24 protein-coding genes and 1 pseudogene are annotated in these 22,564 nt (G+C 74.7%); 16 read left to right on the top strand and 9 right to left on the bottom strand.

Features of this window, described 5'->3' with window-relative positions; genetic code table 11:
- Positions 1-154 precede the first annotated feature (154 nt).
- From F8568_RS40635 to F8568_RS40645, 3 genes are all read right to left on the bottom strand, one after another.
- Positions 155-1,015, bottom strand: coding sequence for a DUF4253 domain-containing protein (locus tag F8568_RS40635; RefSeq protein WP_151599197.1), 861 nt, complete (start codon positions 1,013-1,015; stop codon positions 155-157).
- A 123-nt stretch (positions 1,016-1,138) separates the two neighbouring features.
- A complete protein-coding gene (locus tag F8568_RS40640) occupies positions 1,139-3,580 on the bottom strand; it encodes an ABC transporter permease (RefSeq protein WP_151599199.1) in 2,442 nt (813 codons plus the stop codon).
- Positions 3,577-4,308, bottom strand: coding sequence for an ABC transporter ATP-binding protein (locus F8568_RS40645; protein WP_202125923.1), 732 nt, complete (start codon positions 4,306-4,308; stop codon positions 3,577-3,579). The genes F8568_RS40640 and F8568_RS40645 overlap by 4 nt, the downstream gene beginning before the upstream one ends.
- 188 nt (positions 4,309-4,496) lie before the next feature.
- Here F8568_RS40645 and F8568_RS40650 point away from each other — a divergent pair, with 188 nt between their 5' ends.
- From F8568_RS40650 to F8568_RS40665, 4 genes are all read left to right on the top strand, one after another.
- On the top strand, positions 4,497-5,726 hold the full coding sequence (locus F8568_RS40650; protein WP_202125924.1) for a sensor histidine kinase: 1,230 nt from the start codon (positions 4,497-4,499) through the stop codon (positions 5,724-5,726).
- A complete protein-coding gene (locus F8568_RS40655; RefSeq protein WP_151599203.1) occupies positions 5,714-6,352 on the top strand; it encodes a LuxR C-terminal-related transcriptional regulator in 639 nt (212 codons plus the stop codon). Before F8568_RS40650 ends, F8568_RS40655 begins: the two co-directional genes overlap by 13 nt.
- Entirely contained in the window at positions 6,349-6,831 is a 483-nt protein-coding gene (locus tag F8568_RS40660; protein ID WP_151599205.1) for an NUDIX domain-containing protein, read from the top strand. Before F8568_RS40655 ends, F8568_RS40660 begins: the two co-directional genes overlap by 4 nt.
- 88 nt (positions 6,832-6,919) lie before the next feature.
- Positions 6,920-7,789, top strand: coding sequence for an alpha/beta hydrolase (locus F8568_RS40665; RefSeq protein WP_328601246.1), 870 nt, complete (start codon positions 6,920-6,922; stop codon positions 7,787-7,789).
- 14 nt (positions 7,790-7,803) lie between these two features.
- On the opposite strand, the gene F8568_RS40670 is transcribed toward F8568_RS40665, so the two are convergent.
- Complete coding sequence (locus F8568_RS40670; protein WP_151599206.1) at positions 7,804-8,733, bottom strand: LysR substrate-binding domain-containing protein; 930 nt, start codon at positions 8,731-8,733, stop codon at positions 7,804-7,806.
- 115 nt (positions 8,734-8,848) lie between these two features.
- Between F8568_RS40670 and F8568_RS40675 the strand changes: the two genes are divergently transcribed.
- The 8 genes from F8568_RS40675 to F8568_RS40710 all read left to right on the top strand — a co-directional run bounded on the left by F8568_RS40675 (position 8,849) and on the right by F8568_RS40710 (position 15,617).
- Complete coding sequence (locus F8568_RS40675) at positions 8,849-10,285, top strand: 2-hydroxymuconic semialdehyde dehydrogenase (protein ID WP_151599208.1); 1,437 nt, start codon at positions 8,849-8,851, stop codon at positions 10,283-10,285.
- An 11-nt stretch (positions 10,286-10,296) separates the two neighbouring features.
- Positions 10,297-11,097 carry a 2-keto-4-pentenoate hydratase gene (locus F8568_RS40680; RefSeq protein WP_151599210.1) on the top strand — a complete coding sequence of 267 codons (801 nt, stop codon included), beginning with the start codon at positions 10,297-10,299 and terminating at the stop codon, positions 11,095-11,097.
- Positions 11,097-11,843, top strand: coding sequence for a 2-keto-4-pentenoate hydratase (locus F8568_RS40685; protein WP_202125925.1), 747 nt, complete (start codon positions 11,097-11,099; stop codon positions 11,841-11,843). Before F8568_RS40680 ends, F8568_RS40685 begins: the two co-directional genes overlap by 1 nt.
- The gene (locus tag F8568_RS40690; protein WP_328601247.1) at positions 11,840-12,274 is read left to right on the top strand and encodes a RidA family protein; all 435 of its coding nucleotides are present in this window, start codon (positions 11,840-11,842) and stop codon (positions 12,272-12,274) included. Before F8568_RS40685 ends, F8568_RS40690 begins: the two co-directional genes overlap by 4 nt.
- On the top strand, positions 12,271-12,843 hold the full coding sequence (locus F8568_RS40695) for a 3-hydroxyanthranilate 3,4-dioxygenase (protein WP_202125926.1): 573 nt from the start codon (positions 12,271-12,273) through the stop codon (positions 12,841-12,843). The genes F8568_RS40690 and F8568_RS40695 overlap by 4 nt, the downstream gene beginning before the upstream one ends.
- A gap of 22 nt (positions 12,844-12,865) precedes the next feature.
- Positions 12,866-13,927: an amidohydrolase family protein gene (locus F8568_RS40700; protein ID WP_151599211.1), complete on the top strand. Its 1,062-nt coding sequence runs from the start codon at positions 12,866-12,868 to the stop codon at positions 13,925-13,927.
- Positions 13,924-15,177 carry a kynureninase gene (kynU, locus tag F8568_RS40705; protein WP_328601248.1) on the top strand — a complete coding sequence of 418 codons (1,254 nt, stop codon included), beginning with the start codon at positions 13,924-13,926 and terminating at the stop codon, positions 15,175-15,177. Before F8568_RS40700 ends, kynU begins: the two co-directional genes overlap by 4 nt.
- 236 nt (positions 15,178-15,413) lie before the next feature.
- Positions 15,414-15,617, top strand: a complete 204-nt coding sequence (locus F8568_RS40710) for a cold-shock protein (RefSeq protein ID WP_067639228.1) — start codon at positions 15,414-15,416, stop codon at positions 15,615-15,617.
- Positions 15,618-15,678: 61 nt separating this feature from the next.
- Here the strand turns inward: F8568_RS40710 and F8568_RS40715 are convergent, their stop codons facing one another.
- Positions 15,679-16,524 carry an SDR family NAD(P)-dependent oxidoreductase gene (locus F8568_RS40715; RefSeq protein WP_151599213.1) on the bottom strand — a complete coding sequence of 282 codons (846 nt, stop codon included), beginning with the start codon at positions 16,522-16,524 and terminating at the stop codon, positions 15,679-15,681.
- 95 nt (positions 16,525-16,619) lie between these two features.
- Here F8568_RS40715 and F8568_RS40720 point away from each other — a divergent pair, with 95 nt between their 5' ends.
- Positions 16,620-17,456, top strand: coding sequence for a helix-turn-helix transcriptional regulator (locus F8568_RS40720; protein WP_151599215.1), 837 nt, complete (start codon positions 16,620-16,622; stop codon positions 17,454-17,456).
- Here the strand turns inward: F8568_RS40720 and F8568_RS40725 are convergent.
- Positions 17,445-18,008, bottom strand: a complete 564-nt coding sequence (locus F8568_RS40725) for an MFS transporter (protein WP_151599217.1) — start codon at positions 18,006-18,008, stop codon at positions 17,445-17,447. The genes F8568_RS40720 and F8568_RS40725 overlap by 12 nt on opposite strands.
- A 21-nt stretch (positions 18,009-18,029) precedes the next feature.
- Between F8568_RS40725 and F8568_RS51305 the strand changes: the two are divergent.
- A pseudogene (locus tag F8568_RS51305) lies at positions 18,030-18,125 on the top strand (hypothetical protein); the annotation flags it as partial.
- 24 nt (positions 18,126-18,149) lie between these two features.
- Here F8568_RS51305 and F8568_RS40730 read toward each other — a convergent pair.
- Positions 18,150-18,875: a TetR/AcrR family transcriptional regulator gene (locus tag F8568_RS40730; RefSeq protein WP_151599219.1), complete on the bottom strand. Its 726-nt coding sequence runs from the start codon at positions 18,873-18,875 to the stop codon at positions 18,150-18,152.
- Positions 18,872-20,095 (bottom strand): acyl-CoA dehydrogenase family protein, encoded by a 1,224-nt coding sequence (locus F8568_RS40735; RefSeq protein ID WP_151599221.1) that lies wholly within the window; start codon positions 20,093-20,095, stop codon positions 18,872-18,874. The genes F8568_RS40730 and F8568_RS40735 overlap by 4 nt, the downstream gene beginning before the upstream one ends.
- A 46-nt stretch (positions 20,096-20,141) precedes the next feature.
- Here F8568_RS40735 and F8568_RS40740 point away from each other — a divergent pair, with 46 nt between their 5' ends.
- Both F8568_RS40740 and F8568_RS40745 read left to right on the top strand, forming a co-directional pair.
- On the top strand, positions 20,142-20,888 hold the full coding sequence (locus F8568_RS40740; protein WP_151599223.1) for an SDR family oxidoreductase: 747 nt from the start codon (positions 20,142-20,144) through the stop codon (positions 20,886-20,888).
- A gap of 29 nt (positions 20,889-20,917) precedes the next feature.
- Entirely contained in the window at positions 20,918-21,874 is a 957-nt protein-coding gene (locus F8568_RS40745; protein ID WP_151599225.1) for a quinone oxidoreductase family protein, read from the top strand.
- 19 nt (positions 21,875-21,893) lie between these two features.
- Here the strand turns inward: F8568_RS40745 and F8568_RS40750 are convergent, their stop codons facing one another.
- Complete coding sequence (locus F8568_RS40750; protein ID WP_202125937.1) at positions 21,894-22,538, bottom strand: LuxR C-terminal-related transcriptional regulator; 645 nt, start codon at positions 22,536-22,538, stop codon at positions 21,894-21,896.
- Between the last annotated feature and the right edge of the window lie 26 nt (positions 22,539-22,564).

The raw sequence follows: 22,564 nt of genomic DNA on the forward strand, positions 1-22,564 counted from the left end.
ATCAGAGGCGCTCGTCGCACCTCCGTGCAGGACTTAAAACATCACATCTTCGAGACGGGCGCCACCGAATCCCACCATGTGTCCGGTTTGTAGCGCTATGTGACCGGTAGTGCGTCGCGGCCGGACGCCGCCGGCCGGCCCCGCCCGCGCGCCGCTAGTCCCACCAGAACGACCAGTGCGTCTTGCCCCGAATGTCCTCGGCGTACCCGGCGAGGGTGCCGGGGCCCTGGAAGAGGATGTCGGGGCAGAACGCCCAGTGCTCCGCCGCGACGTGCACCGCGTGGCGGGTGGTCACCGGCGGCGCGGCGACGCTCAGCTCCAGCGTGTTGAACCCGAGCCCGACGAGGCGCGCGCCGAACCGGTCCTCCCAGCTGCGCAGCACGGCGGCGAGCGGCGCGGTCCACTCGTTGTGGTTCAGCGCGCCCTGCCAGCCGACCGCGGCGATCGCGTCGGCGCCGCGCTCGACCGCGACGAGGCCGAGGGACGGGCCGCGGGCGCCGAGGGCGCGGGCGTACCGGTCGGCGAGGGCGTCCGGGTCGTCCAGCGGTGTCCCGGCGGGGGCGGGGCCGGGGCAGTGCCGCCCGAACGGGGCGAGGTCGTCGTGGTCGTCGCCCGCGGCCTGCTCCGCCCAGTCGGCCCACACCTCGTACAGGAACGCGTCGGGGGAGTAGTTGCCGATCTCCTCCACCGGCTCGGGCGCGATCTGGCCGGACGCCCACGGCTGGTCGGTCTCGTCGAGGAGCAGCGGCCACAGCCCGGACCGGGCGTGCTCGGCGCGCAGCCGGCCCCACAGCTCGCCGTGCACGGGCTCGTCGCTCAGCCAGAAGGCGGGCCGCATCAGCAGCTGCCGCTGCGGGTAGCCGGGGTCCGGCCACACCACGTCGCCTTCGGGCAGCGGCACCGACAGGGTCCGCCCGGCGGCGCCGTCCGCCTCCGGGCCGGCGCCGTCCGCGCCGTCGGCGAACAGCTGCGGGAGGTTGCCCGGCAGGTGCCGCCGGATCTCGACATCATCCATTTCACGCCGTTCCGGTACAGAGCATGCCAACGGGATCTTGGCACTCCGAGATGGTAACGGCGGTGCGGGCCGCCCGGGGGAGGAGCGGGAGTGTTGCCGGTGCCGTTCATGCGGGTGCGCCTCTCAGCCGATCTTCGCGGAGGTGCCCCGGCGGAGCATCGCCCGGGCCGGCAGGAGGACGGCGGCGGCGCCGGAGCCCGCCACGGCCGCGAGGATCGCGGCGCAGGTCACCGGGGACACCGCGGGCAGCGGCAGCCCGGTGACCGCCGTCGCGAACGCGGGGACCACCACCGCGACGATGAGGGACCCGGCGGCGGCGCCGGTGCCGAGCACGATGAGCGCCTCCAGCCGCAGCATCCGCAGCACCTGCCGGCGGGTGGCGCCGACGAGCCTGAGCAGGGCGAACTCGCGGCGGCGCGCGGCGGTCGCGAGCGCCAGCGTGGTGACGAGGCCGATGAGGATGAACCCGGCGATGGCGCCGACGACGACGTGGCTGACGAAGCCCTGCAGGCGCGTCTCGTCCGACAGCCGCGCGCCGAACGCGTCGCGGTCGACGGCCCGCGCGCCCAGGTACGCCGCCGTGACGGACCGCAGGTCGGCGTGCCCGCGGACGAGGACGTGGTCGTCGAGCGACGTGGAGGAGTGCGCGGCGACCAGGTCGTGGGGGAGCAGGACGTCGCCGAAGCCGAGCCCCCGGTCGTACACCGCTACGACCCGGGCGTCGATCCTCGTGCCGTCGCCCAGCCACAGCGGGGTGGTGGAGCCGGTGTGGAGGCCGCCCGCGACGTCCCGGCTCAGCGCGACCGCGTTCCCGCGCAGAGCGCCGAGCCCGCCCGACGCGACCTTCGGGTCCATGGTGGCGGCGGCGTCCGCGCCGACCCCCTGGGCGGTCAGCGACCGCAGGTTCTTCTCGCCCAGTTCCTTCACGGCCATGACGACCGTAGTGCGCTTGACGGGCGTCGCGGCGGTGACGCCGGGGACGCGCCGCGCGGCATCTGCCACGTCCTGCGGCAGGCCGGGGCCGCCGGCCACGATGACCTGGTCGGCGCGGTTCCCGTCGACGAACTGCACGGCGGTGGCGCGGACGACCGTGGACTGCGCGAACAGCTGCACGCCCGCGAACGCGACGGCCAGCGCGACCGGCGTCATGACCGAGCCGGCGCGCAGCGCGGCGGCGCCCGCCGCGTGCCGGGCCAGCCGCCCGGCGACCGGGGACATCGCGGCGGCGGCGCGCCCGAGGACCCGCTCGCCGGCCCGCGCCAGCAGCGGGCCCAGCAGCGCGACCGCGACGATCAGCGCCATGACCAGCCCGCCGAGCGAGGCGCTCGCGGTCGGCCCGGTCGTGACGGCCGCGATCCCGAGCGCGTTCGCGCCGGCGACGAGGAGGACGGCGCCCGTGATGACGCGCCAGCGGGGGAGCCGCGTCGGCTCGGCGGCCGACTCGCCGAGGGCCTGCACCGGGCGGATCCGGGAGATCCGCAGCGAGGCGAGCAGCGCGGAGACGGTCGCGGCGAGGACGGTGACGGCGAACGCCGCCAGCGCCGGAAGCGGGGTGAGCGAGAGCCCGAACCCGTCCGGCAGCACGCCTTTGTGGATCATCGCGCCGTGCATCGCCGCGCCCGCGCCGAGCGACAGGACGCCGCCGATCGCCCCGGCCGGCACCGCGGCGCGCGCCGTCTCGCGGACGAGCCGTCCCCGCACCTGCCAGGGCGTCGCGCCGACGGCGCGCAGCAGCGCGAACTCCCGTCCCCGCTCCCGCACCGACAGCACGATCAGCCCGCCGACGACGACCAGGGCCGTCATGACGGCGACGCCGCCGAACGACCCGGCGATCTCCACGATGTCGGGCCGCGCGGCGGCGACGGCGCGGTCCTCGGCGTCGCCGCGCGCCGCGCCGGTCGCGACGCTCAGGCCGGGGGCCGCCTTGCGCAGCGCGCCGGCGTCCGGCTTCCCGCCGGCGAGCACCGCGAGGGCGTCGGCCTGCCCGGGGTGCCCGGCCAGCGCCGTCGCGGTCGCGGTGGCGAAGAACGCCGCGGCCGGTCCGGACGACACCAGCCCGGTGACCCGGTACGGGCGGGGCGCCCCGCCGGCCTGCAACCGGACGACCGAGCCCGCCCGGACGCCGGCCGCACGGCTCAGCACCACCTCGTCGGACCGCTGCGGCGCCCGGCCCTCGCTCAGCTCGTAGGGCCGCAGCGCGGCCGACTCCCAGCCGTGCCCCGCCGCCGCGAACCCGGTGGACGTCAGGACGGGGAACGACACGTCCGCGACCACCGCCCGCACGCCCGGAACCGAACGCAGCGGCCCGGCCGCCGCGACCGGCACCCGCGCGCGCTCGGCGACGGGCCTGCTCTGCGTCTCCGGATCGTCGCCGACGCGCTTCATCCGCTGGGACACCTTCTGCGGGCCCGTCACGACCGCGTCCGCCGCGGCGTACCGGTCCACCGGCGCGTGCGCGCGCAGCGCCGACTCCAGCAGCACCCCGCACGCCCCGACCAGGACCGCCGCGAACAGCAGCGCCGCGAAGACGCCCGCGAACGCGCCCTTCCCCTCCAGCCTCCTCACAGCGACTCCCACCGGTTCATCACGGCCGCGACCGACGGCGCGGACAGCTCGTCGACGATCCGACCGCCGCTGAGGAACAGCACCGAGTCGGCGGCCGCCGCGGCCACCGGGTCGTGGGTGACGAGCACGACCGTCTGCCCGGTCACGTCCGCCGCCTCGCGCAGCAGCCGCAGCACGCCGCGCGCCGACCGCGGGTCGAGCGCGCCGGTCGGCTCGTCGGCGAACACCACCTCGGGGCGGGTGATGAGCGCGCGGGCGACGGCGGCGCGCTGCTGCTGCCCGCCCGACAGCTCCGCCGGCCGGTGCCGCAGCCGGTCCGCCAGCCCGACACGGCGCACCACCTCGTCCAGCCACGCGGGGTCGGGCTCGGTGCCGCCGAGCCGCAGCGGGAGCGTGATGTTCTGCTCGACGTCCATCGACGGGACCAGGTTGAACGCCTGGAACACGAACCCGATCCGCTCGCGCCGCAGCCGGGTCAGCTTCGCCTCGCCGAGCCGGCCGAGGTCGGTGCCCGCGATCCGGACCGTCCCGGCGGTCGGCCGGTCCAGCCCGGACGCGCAGTGCAGGAACGTGCTCTTGCCCGAGCCGGACGGTCCCATCACCGCGGTGAACCCGCCGCGCGGGAACGTCCAGCTGACATCGTCCAGCGCCCGCACCGCGCCGTAGGCCTTGGTGACCGACTCCAGGCGCACCGCCACCGCGATCGCCTCGGCCGTCATCGTCGTCATGCTCGCCCTCCGTGGGAAACCCGCTCTCACCCGGACGAACCTAGGTACCGGGGCGGGCCGGCCACATCGGGGCGCACTCCCCGATCGATGGTGTAGCGGGCTACACCATCGGCATGGAAGCCGTCCCCGGTGCGCCGCGCGCCGCGCTCCCCTAGCGTGTGCGGTGAGACGAGATGGCAAGGGCACAGATGAGCGTGACGGCGGCGCTGCGGCGCAGCGCGGAGGCGACCGGCCGGCTGGCGGCCGCGCTGCGCACCTCCGTGCCCGCGCTGTTCGGGCTGGCGCCGCTGCTGCCGTTCCTCGCCCTGCTGGCCGTGGCGCTGCCGTGGCTTCCCGACGCGGTGAGACCGCTGCGCGCGCTCGCGAACGCCGAACGCCGGCGGGCCGGGCAGGTGCTCGGCCGCGAGATCCCCGAGCCGTACCAGCCTTCTGAGGGCACCGGCCTGGGGGAGGCGCGCCGCATCGTGCGCACGCCCGCGCTGTGGCGCGACATCGCGTGGATGGTGGCGCACGGCTACTCCGGCCTGGTGATCGCGGTCCTGGCGGTCGGGCTCTGGCCGGCGATCCCGTACTCGGTGTCGATGCCGCTGTGGTGGTGGGCCGCGCCCGAAGGCTCGGTGTCGGCGTTCGTGGAGCTGCACACCTGGCCGCAGGCGCTGACGCTCCCGTTCCTCCAGACGGCCCTGTACGTGGTGCTCCTGCTCTGGGCGGTGCCGCGGCTCGTGCGCTGGCAGGCCCGGCTGGCGGAGGTGCTGCTGCGCCCCACCCGCCGCACCAGCCTGACCGAACGCGTCGAGAAGCTCACCGAGACCCGCGCCGAGGCGCTGGAGGCGCACGGCGCCGAGCTGCGCCGCATCGAGCGCGACCTGCACGACGGGACGCAGGCTCAGCTCGTCGCCGTCGCTCTGCGGCTCGGCCTCGCCGACCGCCGCTTCGACACCGACCCGGACGCCGCCCGCGCGCTGTTCCTCGAGGCGCGGGACGGCGTGGAGGAGGCGCTGACCCAGCTGCGCACGGTCATCCGCGGCGTGTACCCGCCGATCCTGTCCGACCGGGGCCTGGCCGGCGCGGTGCGCGCGCTCGCCGCCGGGCAGCCCATCCCCGTCGAGATGGACCTCGGCGGGGCCGGGCGCGCCCCCGCCGCCGTCGAGGCCGCCGCCTACTTCGTGGTCGCCGAGGCGCTCACCAACATCGCCAAGCACAGCGGCGCCCGCACCGCGTCGGTCGCCGTCCGCCGCGAAGGGGACCGGCTGCTGATCCGAGTGCGCGATGATGGCAAGGGCGGGGCCGACGCGGGCCGCGGCAGCGGGCTGGCGGGCATCCGCCGCCGGGTGGCCGCGCTCGACGGGACCACCCGCATCGACAGCCCCGACGGGGGAGGGACGACGCTGGAAGCGGACCTGCCGTGCGGATCGTGATCGCCGAGGACAACGTGCTGCTGCGCGAGGGCCTGGTGCTGCTGCTGACCTCCGACGGGCACGAGGTCGCCGGGGTCGCCGGCAGCGGCCCCGAGGTGCTGCCCGCGCTGCTGGAGCACCGGCCGGACGCCGCCGTCCTGGACGTCCGGCTCCCGCCCGGGTTCCGCGACGAGGGGCTGCGCGCCGCCGTCGAGGCCCGCAAGCGGATCCCCGGGCTGCCGGTGCTGGTGCTGTCGCAGTACGTCGAGGAGACCTACGCCGCCGAGTTGCTGTCCGGCGGCGCGGAGGGCGTCGGCTACCTGCTCAAGGACCGGGTCAGCCGGGTCGACGAGTTCCTCGACGCGCTCGCCCGGGTCGCCGCCGGCGGCACCGCCCTGGACCCCGAGGTCGTCTCCCAGCTGATGACCTCCCGCAGCGACCCGCTGCGGGCCCTCACGCCGCGCGAGCGCGAGGTGCTCGGGCTGATGGCGCAGGGCCTCGACAACGCCACGATCGCGACCACCCTCGTCATCACCGAGCGGTCGGTCAGCAAGCACATCGGCGCGGTGTTCGCCAAGCTGGGCCTGCCGCCCACCGACAGCGGGAACCGCCGCGTCCTGGCCGTCCTCGCCTACCTCAACTCATGACCGCCGCCCCCGGGCCCGCGCCCCGCGTCCGGCGGGCCGTCCGCGCGCTCCTGCTGGACGGCGGCGACCTCGTCCTGCTGCGCCGCACCGTGCCGGGCCGCGCCGTCTACTGGACGACGCCCGGCGGCAAGATCGAGCCGGCCGACGCCGGTCCGGAGGAGGCGCTGCGCCGGGAGCTGGACGAGGAGCTCGGCGCCACCGCCGGGCCCCTCCGGCAGGTGTTCGCGTGCGCCGAGCAGACCCCCGAGCTGCACCGCCTCAACGTCTTCTACGTCTGCCGGCTCCTGACGATGGACCTGTCGCGCCGGCACGGCCCCGAGTTCGACGACCCGTCCAACGGCCGCTACGACGTCGACCGGTTCCCGTGCACGCCCGCCGGCCTGGCGCCGGTCGACCTCATCCCCGAGATGCTGGCCGCCTACCTGCGGATGCACGCCGACGAGCTTCCCGCGCTCGCCGCCCTCTCCGCGCAGCCATAGCGCGACGGTCATAGCGGAGGACGAGACGGGTATTTGATCGTTCCGGCGCGCGGCGGGAGGCTGGGGCGGATCTGGAGGGGTGGGTGCCGTGAACCTGGACGACTGGCCGGGCAGCGAGCTGAGCGACGAGGAGCTGGACGTCGCCTACAACGTGCGGCGCAAGGCCGGGCCCGAGCTGTTCGAGCGGCACATGGCCCGGTACCGGGCCGAGTCGGAGGCGGCCGTGGACGGCCTGCCGGGCCGCCCGGGGATCGTCTACGACGAGCCGAGCGGCGAGCGGCTGGACGTGTGGGGCGCCGGCGACGGCGGCCTGCGCCCGGTGTTCGTGTTCCTGCACGGCGGCTACTGGATGGCGCTGTCGCGCGCCGATTCGTCGTTCATGGCGCGCGCACTCCACGAGCACGGCATCGCCACGGTGGTGCCGGATTACACGCTCGCGCCGCAGGCGACCCTGGAGGAGATCGTCCGGCAGGTCCGCGCGGCCGTCGCCTGGGTCCACCGGCACGGCCGCGAGCACGGTCTCGACCCGGAGCGGATCGTGGTCGGCGGCAGCTCCGCCGGGGGGCACCTCACCGGCATGACGATGGTCGGCGGCTGGCAGGAGGAGTTCGGCCTGCCCGCGGACGTGGTGAAGGCGGCGATGCCGTTCAGCGGGCTGTTCGACATCCGCCCGATCACCCGCGTCTACGTCAACGAGACCGTGAAGCTGGACGTGGAGCGGGCCGCGGCGCTCAGCCCGGCGCTGCTGCCGAGCGGGCGGCGCTGCCCGGCGGTCGTCGCGGTCGCCGAGCACGACGGCGCCGGGTTCGTGGAGCAGTCGCGCGGGTTCGCGCCGCTTTGGGGCGCGGGCGAGGCGATGGTCGTGCCGGACCGCGACCACTTCGACGTCGTGCTCGACCTCGGCGACCCGGCGTCGGCGCCGTTCCGGGCGCTGCTCGGCCTGGTCCGCTCGCTGTGATCAGTCCGCTGTGATCACGCGGCGGCGATCTTCGTGGCCTCCCGGCGCAGGTGGTCGAGCATCAGCCGGGCCGACGGGGTCGGCGCGCGGTGCGCGGGCAGCGTGACGCCGACCTGGCGGCGGACGCTCTCCAGCGGCACCGGCAGCGGCGCGATGTCGCCGTCGGTCCGCGCGACCAGCTGCGGCAGCGCGGCGATCATGTCGGTGTCGCGGACCAGCGTCCGGACGGTCAGCACGGACGTGCACTCCACCAGGTCGCCGGGCGGCTCCAGGCCCTCGGCGCGGAACACCTGCTCCAGCTCGGCGCGCAGCGCGGTCTGCTCCAGCGGCAGCACCCACGGGTAGTCGAGCAGGTCGGCGAGGGCGAGCCCGGGGCGGGACCGGGCCGGATGGCCGTGCCGCGCGACCAGCCGGACCGGCTCGCCGTACAGGGTGATCTGGCGCAGCCCGCGCAGGTCGCCGATCGGGTTGAGGCGACCGAGGATCAGGTCGATCTCGCCGTCCAGCAGCCGCGGCACCTGCGCGTCGAAGGTGGCCTCCTGGACGATCACGGTGATGCCGGGGCGGTCCCTCTTCAGCGCCGCGATCGCGCGCGGCAGCAGCACGTTCGAGCCGGCCAGCAGGGTGCCGATCGTGACGGTGCCGACCTCGCCGTCGGCGAGGCCGCTGATCCGCTCGCCGGCGCGGCGCAGCTCGGCGAGCACGGCCCGGGCGTGCTCGACGAACACGTCGCCGAACATCGTCGGCGTCACGCCGCGCGGGCCACGGGTGAACAGCTCGACGCCGAGGATCTGCTCGACCTCGCGCAGGCTGCGCGTCACCGCGGGCTGCGCCAGCCGCAGGTGCTCGGCGGCGCGCAGCACGCTGCCCTGGTCGGCGATGGCGACCACGAGGACCAGGTGCCGCAGCTTGAGCCGCCCGTTGAGCAGGTCGATCGCGCGCATACCGACTTGATATCACAGCATCGTCATAGCTCTGTGGATGTTTGGTATTTGCAGGGCATAGCTCCGCGGGCAGAGGATCGGACGAGCAGGGCAGACCGCGTCGTGGAGGAGCGGAATGAAGGCTGAGCACTACGTCGGCGGGGTGTTCCGTTCGGACGGACCGGCCTTCCCGCTGATCTCGCCCGCGGACGGCGCGGAGATCGGCGCCGTCCCGGAGGCGCCGCGCCAGGTCGTCGACGACGCGGTGGCGGCGGCGCGCGAGGCGCTGCGCGGGCCGTGGGGCGCGAGCGGCGCCGAGGAGCGGGCCGCCGCGCTGCGGCGCGTCGCCGACGGGATCCAGGCGCGGTTCGAGGAGTTCGCCGCCGCCGAGGTCGCCGACACCGGCCGTCCCCGCGCGTTCGCCGAGACCGTCGACGTGCCCCGCGCCATCGGGAACTTCCGCGCCTACGCCGACCTGCTGTACGGCCGCCCCGAGCGCGCCTACACCACGCAGGTGCCGGGCTGGAGCGCCGGCGGCGGGCAGGCCCTGAACTACACGGTGCGGCGCCCGCTCGGCGTCGTCGCGGTCGTCTCGCCGTGGAACCTGCCGCTGCTGCTGATGACGTGGAAGGTCGCGCCGGCGCTCGCCGCCGGGAACGCGGTCGTCGTCAAGCCGTCGGAGGAGACGCCGTCCACCGCGACGCTGCTCGCCCAGGTCATCGACCAGGCGGGACTGCCCGCCGGCGCGTTCAACCTGGTGCACGGGCACGGCCCCGGCGCGGCCGGCGAGTTCCTCACCGGGCACCCGGGCGTCGACGCGATCGCGTTCACCGGCGAGTCCGCGACCGGCTCGGCGATCATGCGCAACGCCGCCGCCCACGTCACGCCGGTCTCGTTCGAGCTCGGCGGCAAGAACCCGGCGCTGGTGTTCGCCGACGCCGACCTCGACGCCGCCGTCGACGGCACGGTCCGCTCGTCCTTCACCCACTCCGGGCAGATCTGCCTGTGCACCGAGCGCGTCTACGTCGAGCGCCCGGTCTTCGACGAGTTCGTGGAGCGGCTCGGCGCGCGCGCACGGGAACTCAAGGACTACGGGCCGATGATCTCCGCCGCGCACCGCGACAAGGTGCTGTCGTACTACCGGCTCGCCCGCGAGGAGGGCGCGACCGTCGTCGCGGGCGGCGGCGCGCCGTCCTTCGGCGACGGCCGCGACGGCGGCTTCCACGTCGAGCCGACCGTGCTCACCGGCCTCCCCGAGACGGCCCGGACCGTCCGCGAGGAGATCTTCGGGCCGGTCTGCCACGTCGCGCCGTTCGGCACCGAGGACGAGGCGCTCCGGCTCGCCAACGACAGCCCCTACGGCCTCGCCTCCACCGTCTGGACCCGCGACCTGTCCCGCGCGCACCGCGTCGCGCCGAAGGTGGAGACCGGCATCGTCTGGGTGAACTGCTGGAACCTGCGCGACCTGCGCACCCCCTTCGGCGGCGTCAAGGCCTCCGGGATCGGCCGCGAAGGGGGAGAGTACTCACTGGACTTCTTCTCCGAGCCCGTCAACGTGTGCATCCAGATCTGAGAGCGAGCCAAGTGACCAGCGACATCGACGCGGCGGCCGGGAGGCTTCTCGGCGCCTACGCCTCCGGCGTCCCGTGCGAGCCCGTCCGCGACCTCATCGCGACCGCCGACGACGCCTACGCCGTGCAGGACCGGATGACCGAGCGGTGGCTGGGGGAGGGGCGGCGGCTGTCCGGCCGCAAGATCGGCCTGACGTCCCGCGCCGTGCAGGAGCAGATGCGCGTCGACAGCCCCGACTTCGGCATGCTGTACGCCGACATGGCCGTCCCGGACGGCGACGAGATCCCGGCCGGAACCGTCCTGCAGCCGCGCGTCGAGGCGGAGGTCGCGCTCGTGCTGGAGCACGACCTGACGCACGAGCGGCACACCGTCGCCGACCTCATCCGCGCGACCGCGTTCGCGCTCCCGGCCATAGAGATCGTCGGCAGCCGCATCCGCGACTGGGACATCACGCTCGCCGACACCGTCGCCGACAACGCCTCGTCCGGCATGTACGCGCTCGGCAACCGGCCCGTCCGGCTGGAGGACGTGGACCTGCGGCTGTGCGGGATGGTCGTGGAGCGGCGCGGCGAGCAGCTGTCCAGCGGCACCGGAGCCGCGTGCCTCGGCCATCCGCTGAACGCCGCGCTGTGGCTCGCCGACACCCTCGTCCGCGTCGGGCGCCCGCTGCGCGCCGGCGACACGGTGCTGACCGGCGCGCTCGGCCCGGTCGTGCCCGCCGCGCCCGGCGACGTGTTCGAAGCCCGCATCGACGGCCTCGGCGACGTCCGCGTCGCCTTCGGCCGCGCCGACCAGGACGGGGAGGTCTCCTGATGGTGGACGTGCACGCGCTCGCCGCGACGCTGGACGGCGCCGCCCGCGACGCCCGCGCGGTACCGAAGCTCACCGACACCGCGCCGTTCGACGTGCCGACCGCGTACGCGGTGCAGCGGGAGCTGGTCGAGCGCCGGATCCGGCGCGGGGAGCGGCTCTCCGGCGTCAAAATGGGCTTCACCAGCCGCGCGAAGATGGTCCAGATGGGCGTCGACGACGTCATCTGGGGCCTGCTCACCGACCGGATGCAGGCCGGGGCGTCGGCGGACCTGTCGGACCTCATCCACCCGCGCATCGAGCCGGAGATCGTGTACCTGATCGGCCGCGAGGTCCGCTCCGTCGCCGACGTCGAGTCGGCCGTCGCGGGCGTCGCCGTCGGGTTCGAAATCCTCGACTCCCGCTACGAGGACTTCAGGTTCACCCTCCCGGACGTGATCGCCGACAACGCCTCAGCCGCCCGCTACGGGTTCGGCGCGTGGCACGAGCCGCGCGACCTGTCCAACACCGGGCTGCTCATGGAGATCGACGGGCGGCCGGTGCAGACCGGGTCGTCCGCCGCGATCCTCGGCGACCCGGCCCGGTCGCTGCGCGCCGCCGCCCGGCTCGCGCTCGGCGCCGGGATGGCCCTCGAACCCGGCTGGGTGGTGCTGGCGGGCGCCGCGACCGCCGCCGTCCCGCTGCCGAAGGGCGCGCACGTCCGCGTCACCGGCGCCGGCCTCGGCAGCGCGGAGGTGACGACCCGGTGAGCGATGCGATCCTCGTCGAGGGCAAGGCCAAGCCGCGCGGGCGGTTCCCGCACGTCAAGCGGGCCGGCGACTTCGTGTTCGTGTCCGGCACCAGCTCGCGGCGGCCCGACGGCACCTTCGCCGGCGCGAGCGCCGACCCGATGGGCGTCACGGACCTGGACATCCGGGAGCAGACCCGCGCCGTCATCGACAACATCGCTGACCTGCTGCAGGCCGCCGGGGGAGGGCTGTCCGACGTCGTCAGCGTCACCACCTACCTGGTGAGCATGAACGACTTCGGCGGCTACAACGAGGTCTACGGCGAGTACTTCGACGAGACCGGCCCCGCCCGCACCACCGTCGCGGTCCACCAGCTCCCCCACCCGCACCTGCTCATCGAGATCTCGTGCATCGCCCACATCCCACGCGACGGCGAGGAGGCCGGAGCATGACCCTGCCGCAGCTGACGTTCGGACGTCCGTTCAACTTCCGGGCGTGGATCGACGAGCACCGTGACCTGCTGAAGCCGCCGGTCGGCAACGTCCAGGTGTTCGACGACGCGGGGCTGATCGTCATGGTGGTCGGCGGCCCGAACCAGCGCACCGACTTCCACGACGACCCGACCGAGGAGTTCTTCTACCAGCTCAAGGGCAACATGGTCCTGCGGGTCATGGAGGAGGAGGGCAGGCCGCCCACCGACCTGCAGATCAACGAGGGCGACGTGTTCCTGCTGCCGCCGCACGTGCGGCACTCCCCGCAGCGGCCCGAGGAGGGCTCGATCGGGCTGGTGGTCGAGATCCCGCGGCCCGAGGGGCTCACGGAGGCGTTCGAGTGGTACTGCACCGAGTGCCACCACCTCGTGCACCGCGCCGAGCTGCAGGTCCGCTCGATCGTGGACGACCTGCCGCCCGCCTTCGAGGGCTTCTACGGCGGCGACCGCACGTGCCCGAACTGCGGCGCCGTCCACCCGGGCCGCAAGTGGCCCGAGTCCATGGTGCCGAAGACGGCGCCCCGCGCCTGACCCCGCGTCCGACGGAGCTCCAGTGACAGTCATCGACGTCCACGCCCATGTGTTCCCCCGTCTCGGCCGCGCCGACGGCCGTGTCCTCGCCGACGGCGGCGAGCCGTGGCTGCGCGTCCACGGCGACGGCACCGGCATGATGATGAGCGGCGACCGGGAGTACCGCCCGGTCGAGGAGGGGCTGTGGGACCCCGCGCGGCGCCTGGCCGACATGGACGCCGCCGGCGTCGACGTCCAGGCCGTCTCGTCCACCCCGCTGATGTTCGGGTACGCGGCCGAGCCGTCCCGCGCCGCCGACTGGTGCGACCTGGTCAACGACCGGATCCTCGCGTTCTGCGCGGACGCGCCGGACCGGCTGCTGCCGCTGTGCCAGGTCCCGCTGCAAGATCCCGCGCTCGCGTGCGAGGTCGCGACGCGCGCGGCGGCGGCCGGGCACCGCGGCGTGCACATCGGCAACCACGTCGGCGACCGGAACCTGGACGACCCGGGCATCGTCGACTTCCTCGCGCACTGCGCGCGGATCGGCCTGCCCGTGCTCGCCCACCCCTGGGACATGCTCGGCGCCGGCCGCATGCGGGGCCACATGCTGCCGTGGCTGTCGGGCATGCCCGCCGAGACGCAGCTGAGCATCCTCGGGCTGATGCTGTCCGGCGCGTTCGAGCGGATCCCCGCGTCGCTGCGGCTGTGCTTCTGCCACGGCGGCGGCAGCCTCGCGTTCACGCTCGGCCGCGCCGACAACGCCTGGCACCGGCGCGACATCGTCCGCGCCGACTCGCCGCGCCCGCCGTCGGAGTACACCGACCGGTTCTTCGTCGACTCCGCCGTGTTCGACCCGCGCGCGCTCCGGCTGCTGGTCGAGGTGATGAGCGCCGACCGCGTCATGCTCGGCACCGACTACCCGTTCCCGCTGGGCGAGAAGGAGCCCGGCGCGACGATACGGGCGTGCCCCGGCCTGGACGACGCCGGCCGCGCCAAGCTGCTCGGCGGCAACGCGGATGCGTTCTTCGCGCCCGCCGCCGTCCCCGCCGCCGAGGCGGCCGTCGACACGGCCGTTGACGCGGCCACTGCGGGGAGTGCCTCGTGAGCGCCGAGGAGGAGGCCCTGCGCCTGGACCAGACCGACCCGCGGCCCTCGCTGCGCGAGGAGTTCCTCATCCCGCCCGCGCCCGGCGGCGCGTACCCGGAGGCGGCCTACCTCGCCGGCAACTCGCTCGGCCTCCAGCCGAAATCCGTCGCCGAACGCCTCCGCGAGGAGCTCGACGACTGGGCGCGGCTCGCCGTCGAGGGCCACACGCAGGCGCGCCGCCCCTGGGTGGACTACCACGAGCTGCTCCGCGAGCCCGCCGCCCGCCTCGTCGGCGCGCTGCCGCACGAGGTCGTCGCGATGAACTCGCTGACGGTCAACCTGCACCTGATGATGGCGAGCTTCTACCGGCCGTCCGGGGACCGCACCCGCATCGTCATCGAGGACTCGGCGTTCCCGTCCGACTCCTACGCGGTCGCCAGCCAGGCCGTCCACCACGGCCTCGACCCGGCGGCCGCCGTCGTGCGGCTGCGGCCCCGCGACGGCGAGGACACCCTGCGCACCGAGGACGTCCTGGCGTTCCTCGAACGCGAGGGCGGCACCGTCGCGCTGCTGATGCTCGGCGGCGTCAACTACCTGACCGGCCAGCTCATGGACATGCCCGCGATCACCAAGGCGGGCCGCGCCGCCGGTGCCGTCGTCGGCTGGGACCTCGCGCACGCCGCCGGGAACGTCCCGCTGCGGCTGCACGACTGGGACGTCGACTTCGCCGCCTGGTGCACCTACAAGTACCTCAACAGCGGGCCCGGCGCCGTCGCCGGCTGCTTCGTGCACGAGCGGCACGTCGCCGACCCGTCGGTGCCGAAGCTGTCGGGCTGGTGGGGGACCGAGCCGTCCGTCCGGTTCCGGATGGACCCGGACATCGCGCCGCCCGCGTCCGCCGACGCCTGGCAGCTGTCCAACCCGCCGATCCTCGCGCTGGCGCCTGTGCTGGCCTCCCTGGAGATCTTCGACCGGGTCGGGATGGACGCGCTTCGGGCCCGCAGCGAGCGGCTCACCGGCTACCTCGCGGCGCGGCTCGCCCCGCTGCGCGGCGTCCAGGTGATCACCCCGGACGACCCGGCCGCGCGCGGCAGCCAGCTGTCGCTGCGGGTCGCGGACGCCGGGGGACTGGTGCGGCGGCTCGCGCGGACCCACGGCGTGGTCGCCGACGCCCGCGAACCGGACGTCGTGCGGCTCGCGCCCGTCCCGCTGTACTGCACCTTCCACGACTGCCACCGCGCCGCCGCGGCACTGGATGATCTGACTTAGGTGTGTCGGGGTTCCGGCCCGGCCCGCATGGGGTAGGTTCGAACCTGTCGCCGCGGCCGGCCAGGCGCGGCGGCCAGTCAGGCAGTCTCGAACGTTTGCTCTACGAAACGCCCGTAGAAGTTCAAGACGACGGGCGTTCTCCGTTTCTCCGGGTGACCGGCGGACGTGAGATGAGTCCGCTTGCAGCCCGGTCCGCCGCCCGGCGGCCCGGAGGTCGTACCCAGAGGAGAAAGACCATGGCCGAAGGCACCGTGAAGTGGTTCAACGCCGAAAAGGGCTTCGGGTTCATCGCCCCCGACGGCGGCGGCCCGGACGTGTTCGTCCACTACTCGGCGATCACCACCAACGGCTACCGCAGCCTGGACGAGAACCAGCGCGTCGGCTTCGAGATCACCCAGGGCCAGAAGGGCCCGCAGGCCGAGGGCGTCTACCCGCTCTAAGGCCCGCGCCCAACGCGTGAACGGGCCGGGGACGTTTCGGCGTCCCCGGCCTTTCGCGCGCCTATCCGCGGTAGGTCGCGGCGCTGATGCCGACCGTTCGCAGGAGCAGCCGGTCTCTGGTGTGGTCGGGCAGCTTCGCGAGGGCCGCCATCATCCGGGCGTCGCGGCCGACCAGGTAGCGCGCCTTCGGACGGCGCGCCGTGAGCGCCTTGACGATCGTCTTCACGGCCGAGTCGACCGGGCCCGGCTTCGCGCGGGCGTTGAACTCGCGCATCTTCGCGGTGACGCCCGCGTAGAGGCGCTGGGCGTCCGCGTCGCCGCGCCAGCCGGTCGCCTGCCGCGAGGCGCCGGACTTGTCGAAGATCGCGGTCTCCAGCGCGCCGGGTTCGATCACGCAGACCTTCACCCCGAGCGGGCGCATCTCCACCCGCAGCGCCTCGGTGACCGACGCCAGCGCCGCCTTCGACGCGGCGATCGGCCCGAACGCGGGCCCGCTCATCCGCGAGCTCACGGCGCCGATGTTGACGACCCGGCCCTTTGCCGCGCGCAGCATCGGCAGCACCGCCTGGGCCATCGCGATCTGGCCGACCACGTTGACGTCGAACTGCCGCCGCCAGTCCTCCAGCGGCACCAGCTCGACCGGGCCCTCGACGATGACGCCGGCGTTGTTGACCAGCGCGTCCAGCCGCCCGCCGGTGCGCGCGGCGATCTCCTTGGCGGCGGCCTCGACGGTCTCCTCGTCGATCAGGTCGACGGTGAGGGCGTGCACCCCGGAGGGCAGCCGGGCGGCGTCGGAGTCCCGTCGGACCCCCGCGTACACCTCCCAGCCGAGCTCGTTCAGCCTGCGGACGGCCGCGGAGCCGACGCCGCCGGCCGCTCCGGTGATCAGTACGGTTCGAGTGCTCATGGACCCGATGCTGGGTCCCCCGGCAGGGCCGGACAAGACTACTGTTAACGCTATTAACCCTGCTAACAGCCTTACGCGAAGCGAGGTGACCGGCCATGCCCGTCCCGACCGCCGACGCGCGCCGCAGGGAGCTCGGCGACTTCCTGCGGTCCCGGCGCGGCCGGGTGAGCCCGCAGGCCGCGGGCATCGTCCCCGGGCCGCGGCGGCGGACGCCCGGCCTGCGCCGCGAGGAGGTCGCGGCGGCGGCCGGGGTCAGCCTCACCTGGTACACCTGGCTGGAGCAGGGCCGTGTCAACGGGGTGTCGCGGCAGGTCCTCGACAGCCTCGCCCGCGCGCTGCTGCTCGACGAGCCCGAGCACCGGCACCTGCTGGAGCTGGCGGGCGAGCCCGCCGCCGAGCCGCCCGGGCCGGTGCCGGTGACGCGCGAGGTGCGCGACCTGCTGGCCATGGTGGAGCCGAACCTCGGGCACGTGGTGACGCGCCGGCTCGACCTCGTCGCCTGGAACGCGCCGGTGGACGCGCTGCTCCGCGACATGCCCGAGCGGCCGTCGGGTGAGGACCTCAACATCATCTGGATGATGTTCCACAACTCCTGGATGCGGGACCGGTTCCCCGACTGGGAGGACGAGGCCCGCTGGCTGACGGGGCTGCTGCGCAACGAGGCCGGGCGGCAGGCGGGCAACCCCCGCTTCCAGCGGCTCGTGGCGCGGCTGACCGCGACCAGCCCGCGGTTCCGCGCGTTCTGGGAGTCCCATGACATCGTCCCGTTCACCCCGTCGGAGCGCCGGTTCCGGCATCCGGCGCTCGGCGAGGTGACGCTCCGCTACATGAAGATCAACGTGGAGGACGACCCGGAGCTGAGCCTCCTGGTGCACTACGCGCCGCCCGGCTCGCCGGCCGCCGAGGTCCTCGCGCGCCTGTCACGCGCGTAGCTCCCGGACGGGCGGCTCGGCGGGCTCCGGCGCCCGGGCGGGACGCGGCGCGAGCGCGCCGGCGAGCAGCACGGCCGGCGCGCGGACGCAGGTGATCAGCGCGAACGCGGCAGGGTAGGACAGCGTGCCCGCCGCCCAGCCGGTCACCGCGGGCGCGGTCAGCCCGGACAGGTAGGTGATCGTGGCGACGCGCCCGCGACGCCCCGGCGCGTCCGCGCCGGCCTGGTCGGGCAGGAGGCCGCGGTTCGCCGCGGCGCCCGCCGCGAGCAGGACGAGCGCGACCGCCCCGAATTGCGCGCGGGCGTCCACCCCGGCGTGCGCGGCGAGGATGCCGACGCCGCCTGCGGCGAGGCTCCCGACGGCCCACAGCCCGTGCAGCCCGGACATGATCGGCCGCTTCAGGTGCCGCTCCACCGCGACGGCGTGCCCGTTCATCACCACGTCCGACATCCCGGCGCCCATGCCGTACAGCAGCATCGCGGCGAACAGCCAGCCGGGCGCGGGCGACAGCGCGGGCAGCGCGAGGACCGCCGCCCAGTACGCGATCAGCACGCGGGTGGCCGTGCCCTCGACCTGCTGCTGGAACGCGGCCCCCTGACCGCCCCGCAGTTGCGCGCGCTCACCGGGCTCTCCCGCCCCACGGTGTCCGACCTGGTCGAGCGGCTCCGCGCGGACGGGCTGACCGTCAGGCCGTCACTCCCGGGGCAGCCGCTCGCCGGTCCGCAGCCGGTCCAGGCCGAGCCAGATGAACTCCAGCGCCATCTGCTCGGCGCGCTCGCGCGAGGTGTCGGGATGCTCCAGCCACCACGACACCATCGACAGCATCGACCCGTACATCAGCGGGACGAGCAGCCGCGCCCGCCGCTCGTTCACCGCGAGGGCGGCGGGGGACAGCTTCGGGTCGGCGCGGCGGCGCCGCAGCAGCAGGTCGGCGAACGCGGTGCCGAGCCGGTCGCGCAGCTCCCGCAGCTCCAGCCCGACCTCCGGCTTGTCCAGGTGCCGGACCACCAGCGACCACGCGTCCGGCTCCTCGGTGGCGTAGTCGAACAGCACCCGGATCATCGCCCGGATCCCGCCGGCCGTGCCGTGCGCGGCGGGCACCGCCTCGTTCAGCCGCGCGGTCAGCTCGCCGACGATCGCCTCCGTCACCTCGGCGAACAGCTCCTCCTTGGACGCGAAGTGCTGGTACAGCAGCGCCTTGGACACCTGCGCCGCCGCGGCCACGTGCTCCATCTGCGTCAGGTGGTAGCCGCGCCGGCCGAACTCGGCGAGCGCCACCTGGAGCAGCTGCTCGCGCCGCCGGGCGTACGGCATCCGCCGCCGCACGCCCGGCCCGGCGCCCGCGGGTCCGGTGCCTTCCGGCTCCGTGCCCGCGGGCACCGTCGCGCGCGTTCCCGCGTCCCCCGTCCCGTCGGTCATTTTCCGAGGTACTTGCCCAGTTCGGCGCGCGCGACCGAGCGCACGTGGACCTCGTCCGGCCCGTCGGCGAGGCGCAGCGTGCGCAGGCCCGCCCACATGGCGGCGAGCGGGGTGTCGTCGGACACGCCGGCGCCGCCGTGCACCTGGATGGCCTTGTCGACGACGTCCAGCGCCACCCGCGGCGCGATCACCTTGATCGCCGCGACCTCGGACCGCGCGGCCTGCACGCCGTGCTTGTCGATCAGCCACGCGGTCTTCAGGGTGAGCAGCCGGGCCTGCTCGATCGCCATCCGCGACTCGGCGATCTGCTGGCGCACCACGCCCTGCTTGGCGAGCGGCCCGCCGAAGGCCACGCGGGACGCCGCGCGCTCGCACATCAGCTCCAGCGCCCGCTCGGCCATCCCGATCGCGCGCATGCAGTGGTGGATGCGGCCGGGCCCGAGGCGCGCCTGCGCGATCGCGAAGCCGCCGCCCTCCTCGCCGACGAGGTTCTCCACCGGGACGCGGACGTCGGTGAAGGTGATCTCGCAGTGGCCGTGCTGGTCCTGGTAGCCGAAGACGGGCAGGGGCCGGACGACCTCGACGCCCGGGGCGTCGATCGGCACCAGCACCATCGACTGCTGCCGGTACGGGTGGCCCTCCGGGTCGGTCTTGCCCATCACGATCATGATCTTGCAGCGCGGGTCCGCGGTGCCGCTGATCCACCACTTGCGGCCGTTGATCACGTAGTGGTCGCCGTCGCGCTCGATCCGGGTCGAGATGTTGGTGGCGTCCGAGCTCGCCACGTCCGGCTCCGTCATCGCGAACGCGCTGCGGATCTCCCCGTTGAGCAGCGGCGTCAGCCACTTCTCCTTCTGCTCGGGCGTGCCGAACAGGTGCAGGACCTCCATGTTGCCGGTGTCGGGCGCGGCGCAGTTGGTCGCCTCGGGCGCGAGGCTGGGGGAGCGGCCGGTGACCTCGGCGAGCGAGGCGTAGTCGGTGACGGTCAGGCCGTGTGCGGGGTCCTCGCTGTCGGGTAGGAAGAGGTTCCAGAGGTCGCGCTTGCGCGCCTCGACCTTGAGGTCCTCGACGACCTGCGGGACGTGGTGCTCGCGCCCCTGCTCGCGCAGTTCCGCCCGCTGGGCCGCGTACACCGGCTCCGCGGGGTAGACGTGGGAGTCCATGAATTCCTGGAGGCGGCCGAGGTGCTCCTGGGCCCGCTCGCTCAAACCGAAGTCCATTCCGCTAGAGTAACTGACGAGTCAGTTACTTGGGAGGGGAGTCCCCATGGCAGCCTTCGACGGCACCGGCAAGGTCGCGCTGATCACGGGCGGATCCAACGGAATCGGCGCGGCGGTCGCGCGCCGGCTGGCCCGCGAGGGCGCCCGGGTCGTGCTCGCCGACGTCGACGCCGAGGCCGGCGGCGCGCTCGCCAAGGAGCTGGACGGCGCGTTCGTCCGCTGCGACGTCCGCGAGCCCGCCGACAGCGAGGCCGCCGTCGCCGCCGCCGTCGAGCGCTTCGGCGGCCTGGACATCGCGTTCCTCAACGCCGGCATCGCCGGCGGCGGCGACCTCGGCGACGGCTTCGACCCGGCCGCCTACCGCCGCGCCATGGGCATCAACCTCGACGGCGTCGTCTACGGCGTGCACGCGGCGCTGCCCGCGATCCGCGCCCGCGGCGGCGGGAACATCATCGCGACCGCCAGCATGGCCGCGCTCACCGCGACCCCGTTCGACCCCGTCTACGGGGCCAACAAGGCCGCGGTCGTCGGCCTCGTCCGCGCGCTCGGCCCCACCTACGAGCCCGAGGGCATCCGGGTGAACGCGCTGTGCCCCTCGTTCGCCGACACCGCCATCCTCGGCGGGATGAAGGCGGAGCTGCAGGAGAGCGGCTTCCCCATCCTGGAGGTGAGCGACGTCGTCGAGGCGTTCATGCGGGTCCTCGAGGCCGACGGCGTGGGGCAGGCGTGGTACGTCGTCCCGGGCCGGCCGTCCGAGCCGTTCACGTTCCGCGGCGTCCCCGGCCCGCGCTGAGCCCCCTCACCGCACCGAACAGGAGAGTCATGCGCGCGATCCAGATCACCGAGTTCGGCGGCCCCGAGGTGCTGACCGTCACCGAACTGCCCGACCCGGTCGCCGGGCCCGGGCACCTGCTCGTCGACGTCTCCCGGGCCGGCATCAACTACGCCGACACCCACCAGGCCGAGAACAGCTACCTGTCGGAGTCGACGCTGCCGATGGTGCCGGGCGGCGAGGTCGTCGGCACCACCCCGGACGGCCGCCGCGTCGTCGCGCTCGTCGGCACCGGCGGGTACGCCGAGAAGGCCGTCGCGCCCGAGGCGCTGGCCTGGGACGTCCCGGACGGCGTCGACGACGTCACCGCGCTCGGGATGATCGTCCAGGGCGCGTCGGCGTGGGTGCTGCTGCGGCGCAGCGTGCACCTGGCGCCGGGGGAGTCGGTCGTCGTGCACGCCGCCGCCGGCGGGGTCGGCACCCTCGCCGTCCAGCTCGCCAAGGCCTGGGGCGCCGGGCGCGTCATCGCGACCGCCTCGTCCAAGGACAAGCGCGACCTCGCGCTGGAGCTCGGCGCGGACGTCGCGGTCGATGCGAACGAACCCGACCTGAAGGACGCGCTCATCGAGGCCAACGGGGGCCGCCGCGTCGACACCGTGCTGGAGATGACCGGCGGCACCGTCACCGACCAGAGCCTGAAGGCGCTCGCGCCGTTCGGCCGGCTCGCCTTCTACGGCATGGCCTCCCGCACCGAGCCGTCGCCGGTGCGGCCCGCCTCGCTGATGTCGCACAGCACCACCATCGCCGGCATGTGGCTGGCGCACGTCTTCCAGCTGCCCGGCGACGTCATGCGCGCCGCGCTCGACGAGCTGTTCGGCCTGGCCGCCTCCGGGCGGCTGCGCGTGGTCGGCGGCGGCGAGTACGGCCTGTCCGAGGTGCGCCGCGCCCACGAGGACCTGCGCGCCCGCCGCACCACCGGCAAGCTCGTCCTGGACCCGTCCCGCTGACCCCGGGCCGGGCGCCGCGCTAGCCGACCAGGCCGTTCTCGTAGGCGAACACGACCGCCTGGGTGCGGTCGCGCAGCGCCAGCTTGGTCAGCACGTGCCCGACGTGCGTCTTGATCGTCTGCTCGGCGAGCACCAGCTCGGCGGCGATCTCGGCGTTGGACAGGCCCCGCGCGATGAGCCGCAGCACGTCCATCTCGCGCGGGGTCAGCCCCGCCGTCGCCGACGGGCTCGGCCGCTGGTGGCGGCGCCGGCGCGCGAAGTCGCCGATCAGCCGCCGGGTGATCGACGGGGCGAGCAGCGCGTCGCCCGCCGCCACCACCCGCACCCCGGTCACGAGGTCGGCGGCCGACGCGTCCTTCAGCAGGAACCCGCTGGCCCCCGCGCCGAGCGCCTCGTAGACGTACTCGTCCAGGTCGAACGTGGTCAGCACCAGGACCTTCGGCCGCACGTCCGCGGGGTCGCCGGCGTCCTGCCCGGCGGGCGCGCCGATCAGCTCCGCGGTCGCGGCCAGGCCGTCCATCTCCGGCATCCGGATGTCCATCACCACGACGTCCGGGTCCAGCTCCCGTGCCATCCGCACGGCCTCGCGGCCGTTCCCCGCCTGCCCGATCACCTCGATCTCCGGATCGGAGGACAGCAGCGCCGCGAGCCCGTCGCGGATCATCACCTGGTCGTCGGCGATCAGCACCC

The sequence above is a fragment of the Actinomadura physcomitrii genome, from assembly GCF_008923205.2.
In the GTDB taxonomy this organism is placed as follows: Bacteria; Actinomycetota; Actinomycetes; order Streptosporangiales; family Streptosporangiaceae; genus Spirillospora; species Spirillospora physcomitrii.

Coding starts and splice junctions, on each gene's coding strand:
- F8568_RS40635 (WP_151599197.1), bottom strand. CDS start 1,015: ATGGATGATGTCGAGATCCGGCGGCACCTGCCGGGCAACCTCCCGCAG.
- F8568_RS40670 (WP_151599206.1), bottom strand. CDS start 8,733: ATGCGCGCGATCGACCTGCTCAACGGGCGGCTCAAGCTGCGGCACCTG.
- F8568_RS40730 (WP_151599219.1), bottom strand. CDS start 18,875: ATGACCGACGGGACGGGGGACGCGGGAACGCGCGCGACGGTGCCCGCG.
- F8568_RS40675 (WP_151599208.1), top strand. CDS start 8,849: ATGAAGGCTGAGCACTACGTCGGCGGGGTGTTCCGTTCGGACGGACCG.
- F8568_RS40715 (WP_151599213.1), bottom strand. CDS start 16,524: ATGAGCACTCGAACCGTACTGATCACCGGAGCGGCCGGCGGCGTCGGC.
- F8568_RS40645 (WP_202125923.1), bottom strand. CDS start 4,308: ATGACGACGATGACGGCCGAGGCGATCGCGGTGGCGGTGCGCCTGGAG.
- F8568_RS40710 (WP_067639228.1), top strand. CDS start 15,414: ATGGCCGAAGGCACCGTGAAGTGGTTCAACGCCGAAAAGGGCTTCGGG.
- F8568_RS40650 (WP_202125924.1), top strand. CDS start 4,497: ATGAGCGTGACGGCGGCGCTGCGGCGCAGCGCGGAGGCGACCGGCCGG.
- F8568_RS40745 (WP_151599225.1), top strand. CDS start 20,918: ATGCGCGCGATCCAGATCACCGAGTTCGGCGGCCCCGAGGTGCTGACC.
- F8568_RS40750 (WP_202125937.1), bottom strand. CDS start 22,538: ATGATCCGCGACGGGCTCGCGGCGCTGCTGTCCTCCGATCCGGAGATC.
- F8568_RS40685 (WP_202125925.1), top strand. CDS start 11,097: ATGGTGGACGTGCACGCGCTCGCCGCGACGCTGGACGGCGCCGCCCGC.
- F8568_RS40660 (WP_151599205.1), top strand. CDS start 6,349: ATGACCGCCGCCCCCGGGCCCGCGCCCCGCGTCCGGCGGGCCGTCCGC.
- F8568_RS40720 (WP_151599215.1), top strand. CDS start 16,620: ATGCCCGTCCCGACCGCCGACGCGCGCCGCAGGGAGCTCGGCGACTTC.
- F8568_RS40695 (WP_202125926.1), top strand. CDS start 12,271: ATGACCCTGCCGCAGCTGACGTTCGGACGTCCGTTCAACTTCCGGGCG.
- F8568_RS40740 (WP_151599223.1), top strand. CDS start 20,142: ATGGCAGCCTTCGACGGCACCGGCAAGGTCGCGCTGATCACGGGCGGA.
- F8568_RS40735 (WP_151599221.1), bottom strand. CDS start 20,095: ATGGACTTCGGTTTGAGCGAGCGGGCCCAGGAGCACCTCGGCCGCCTC.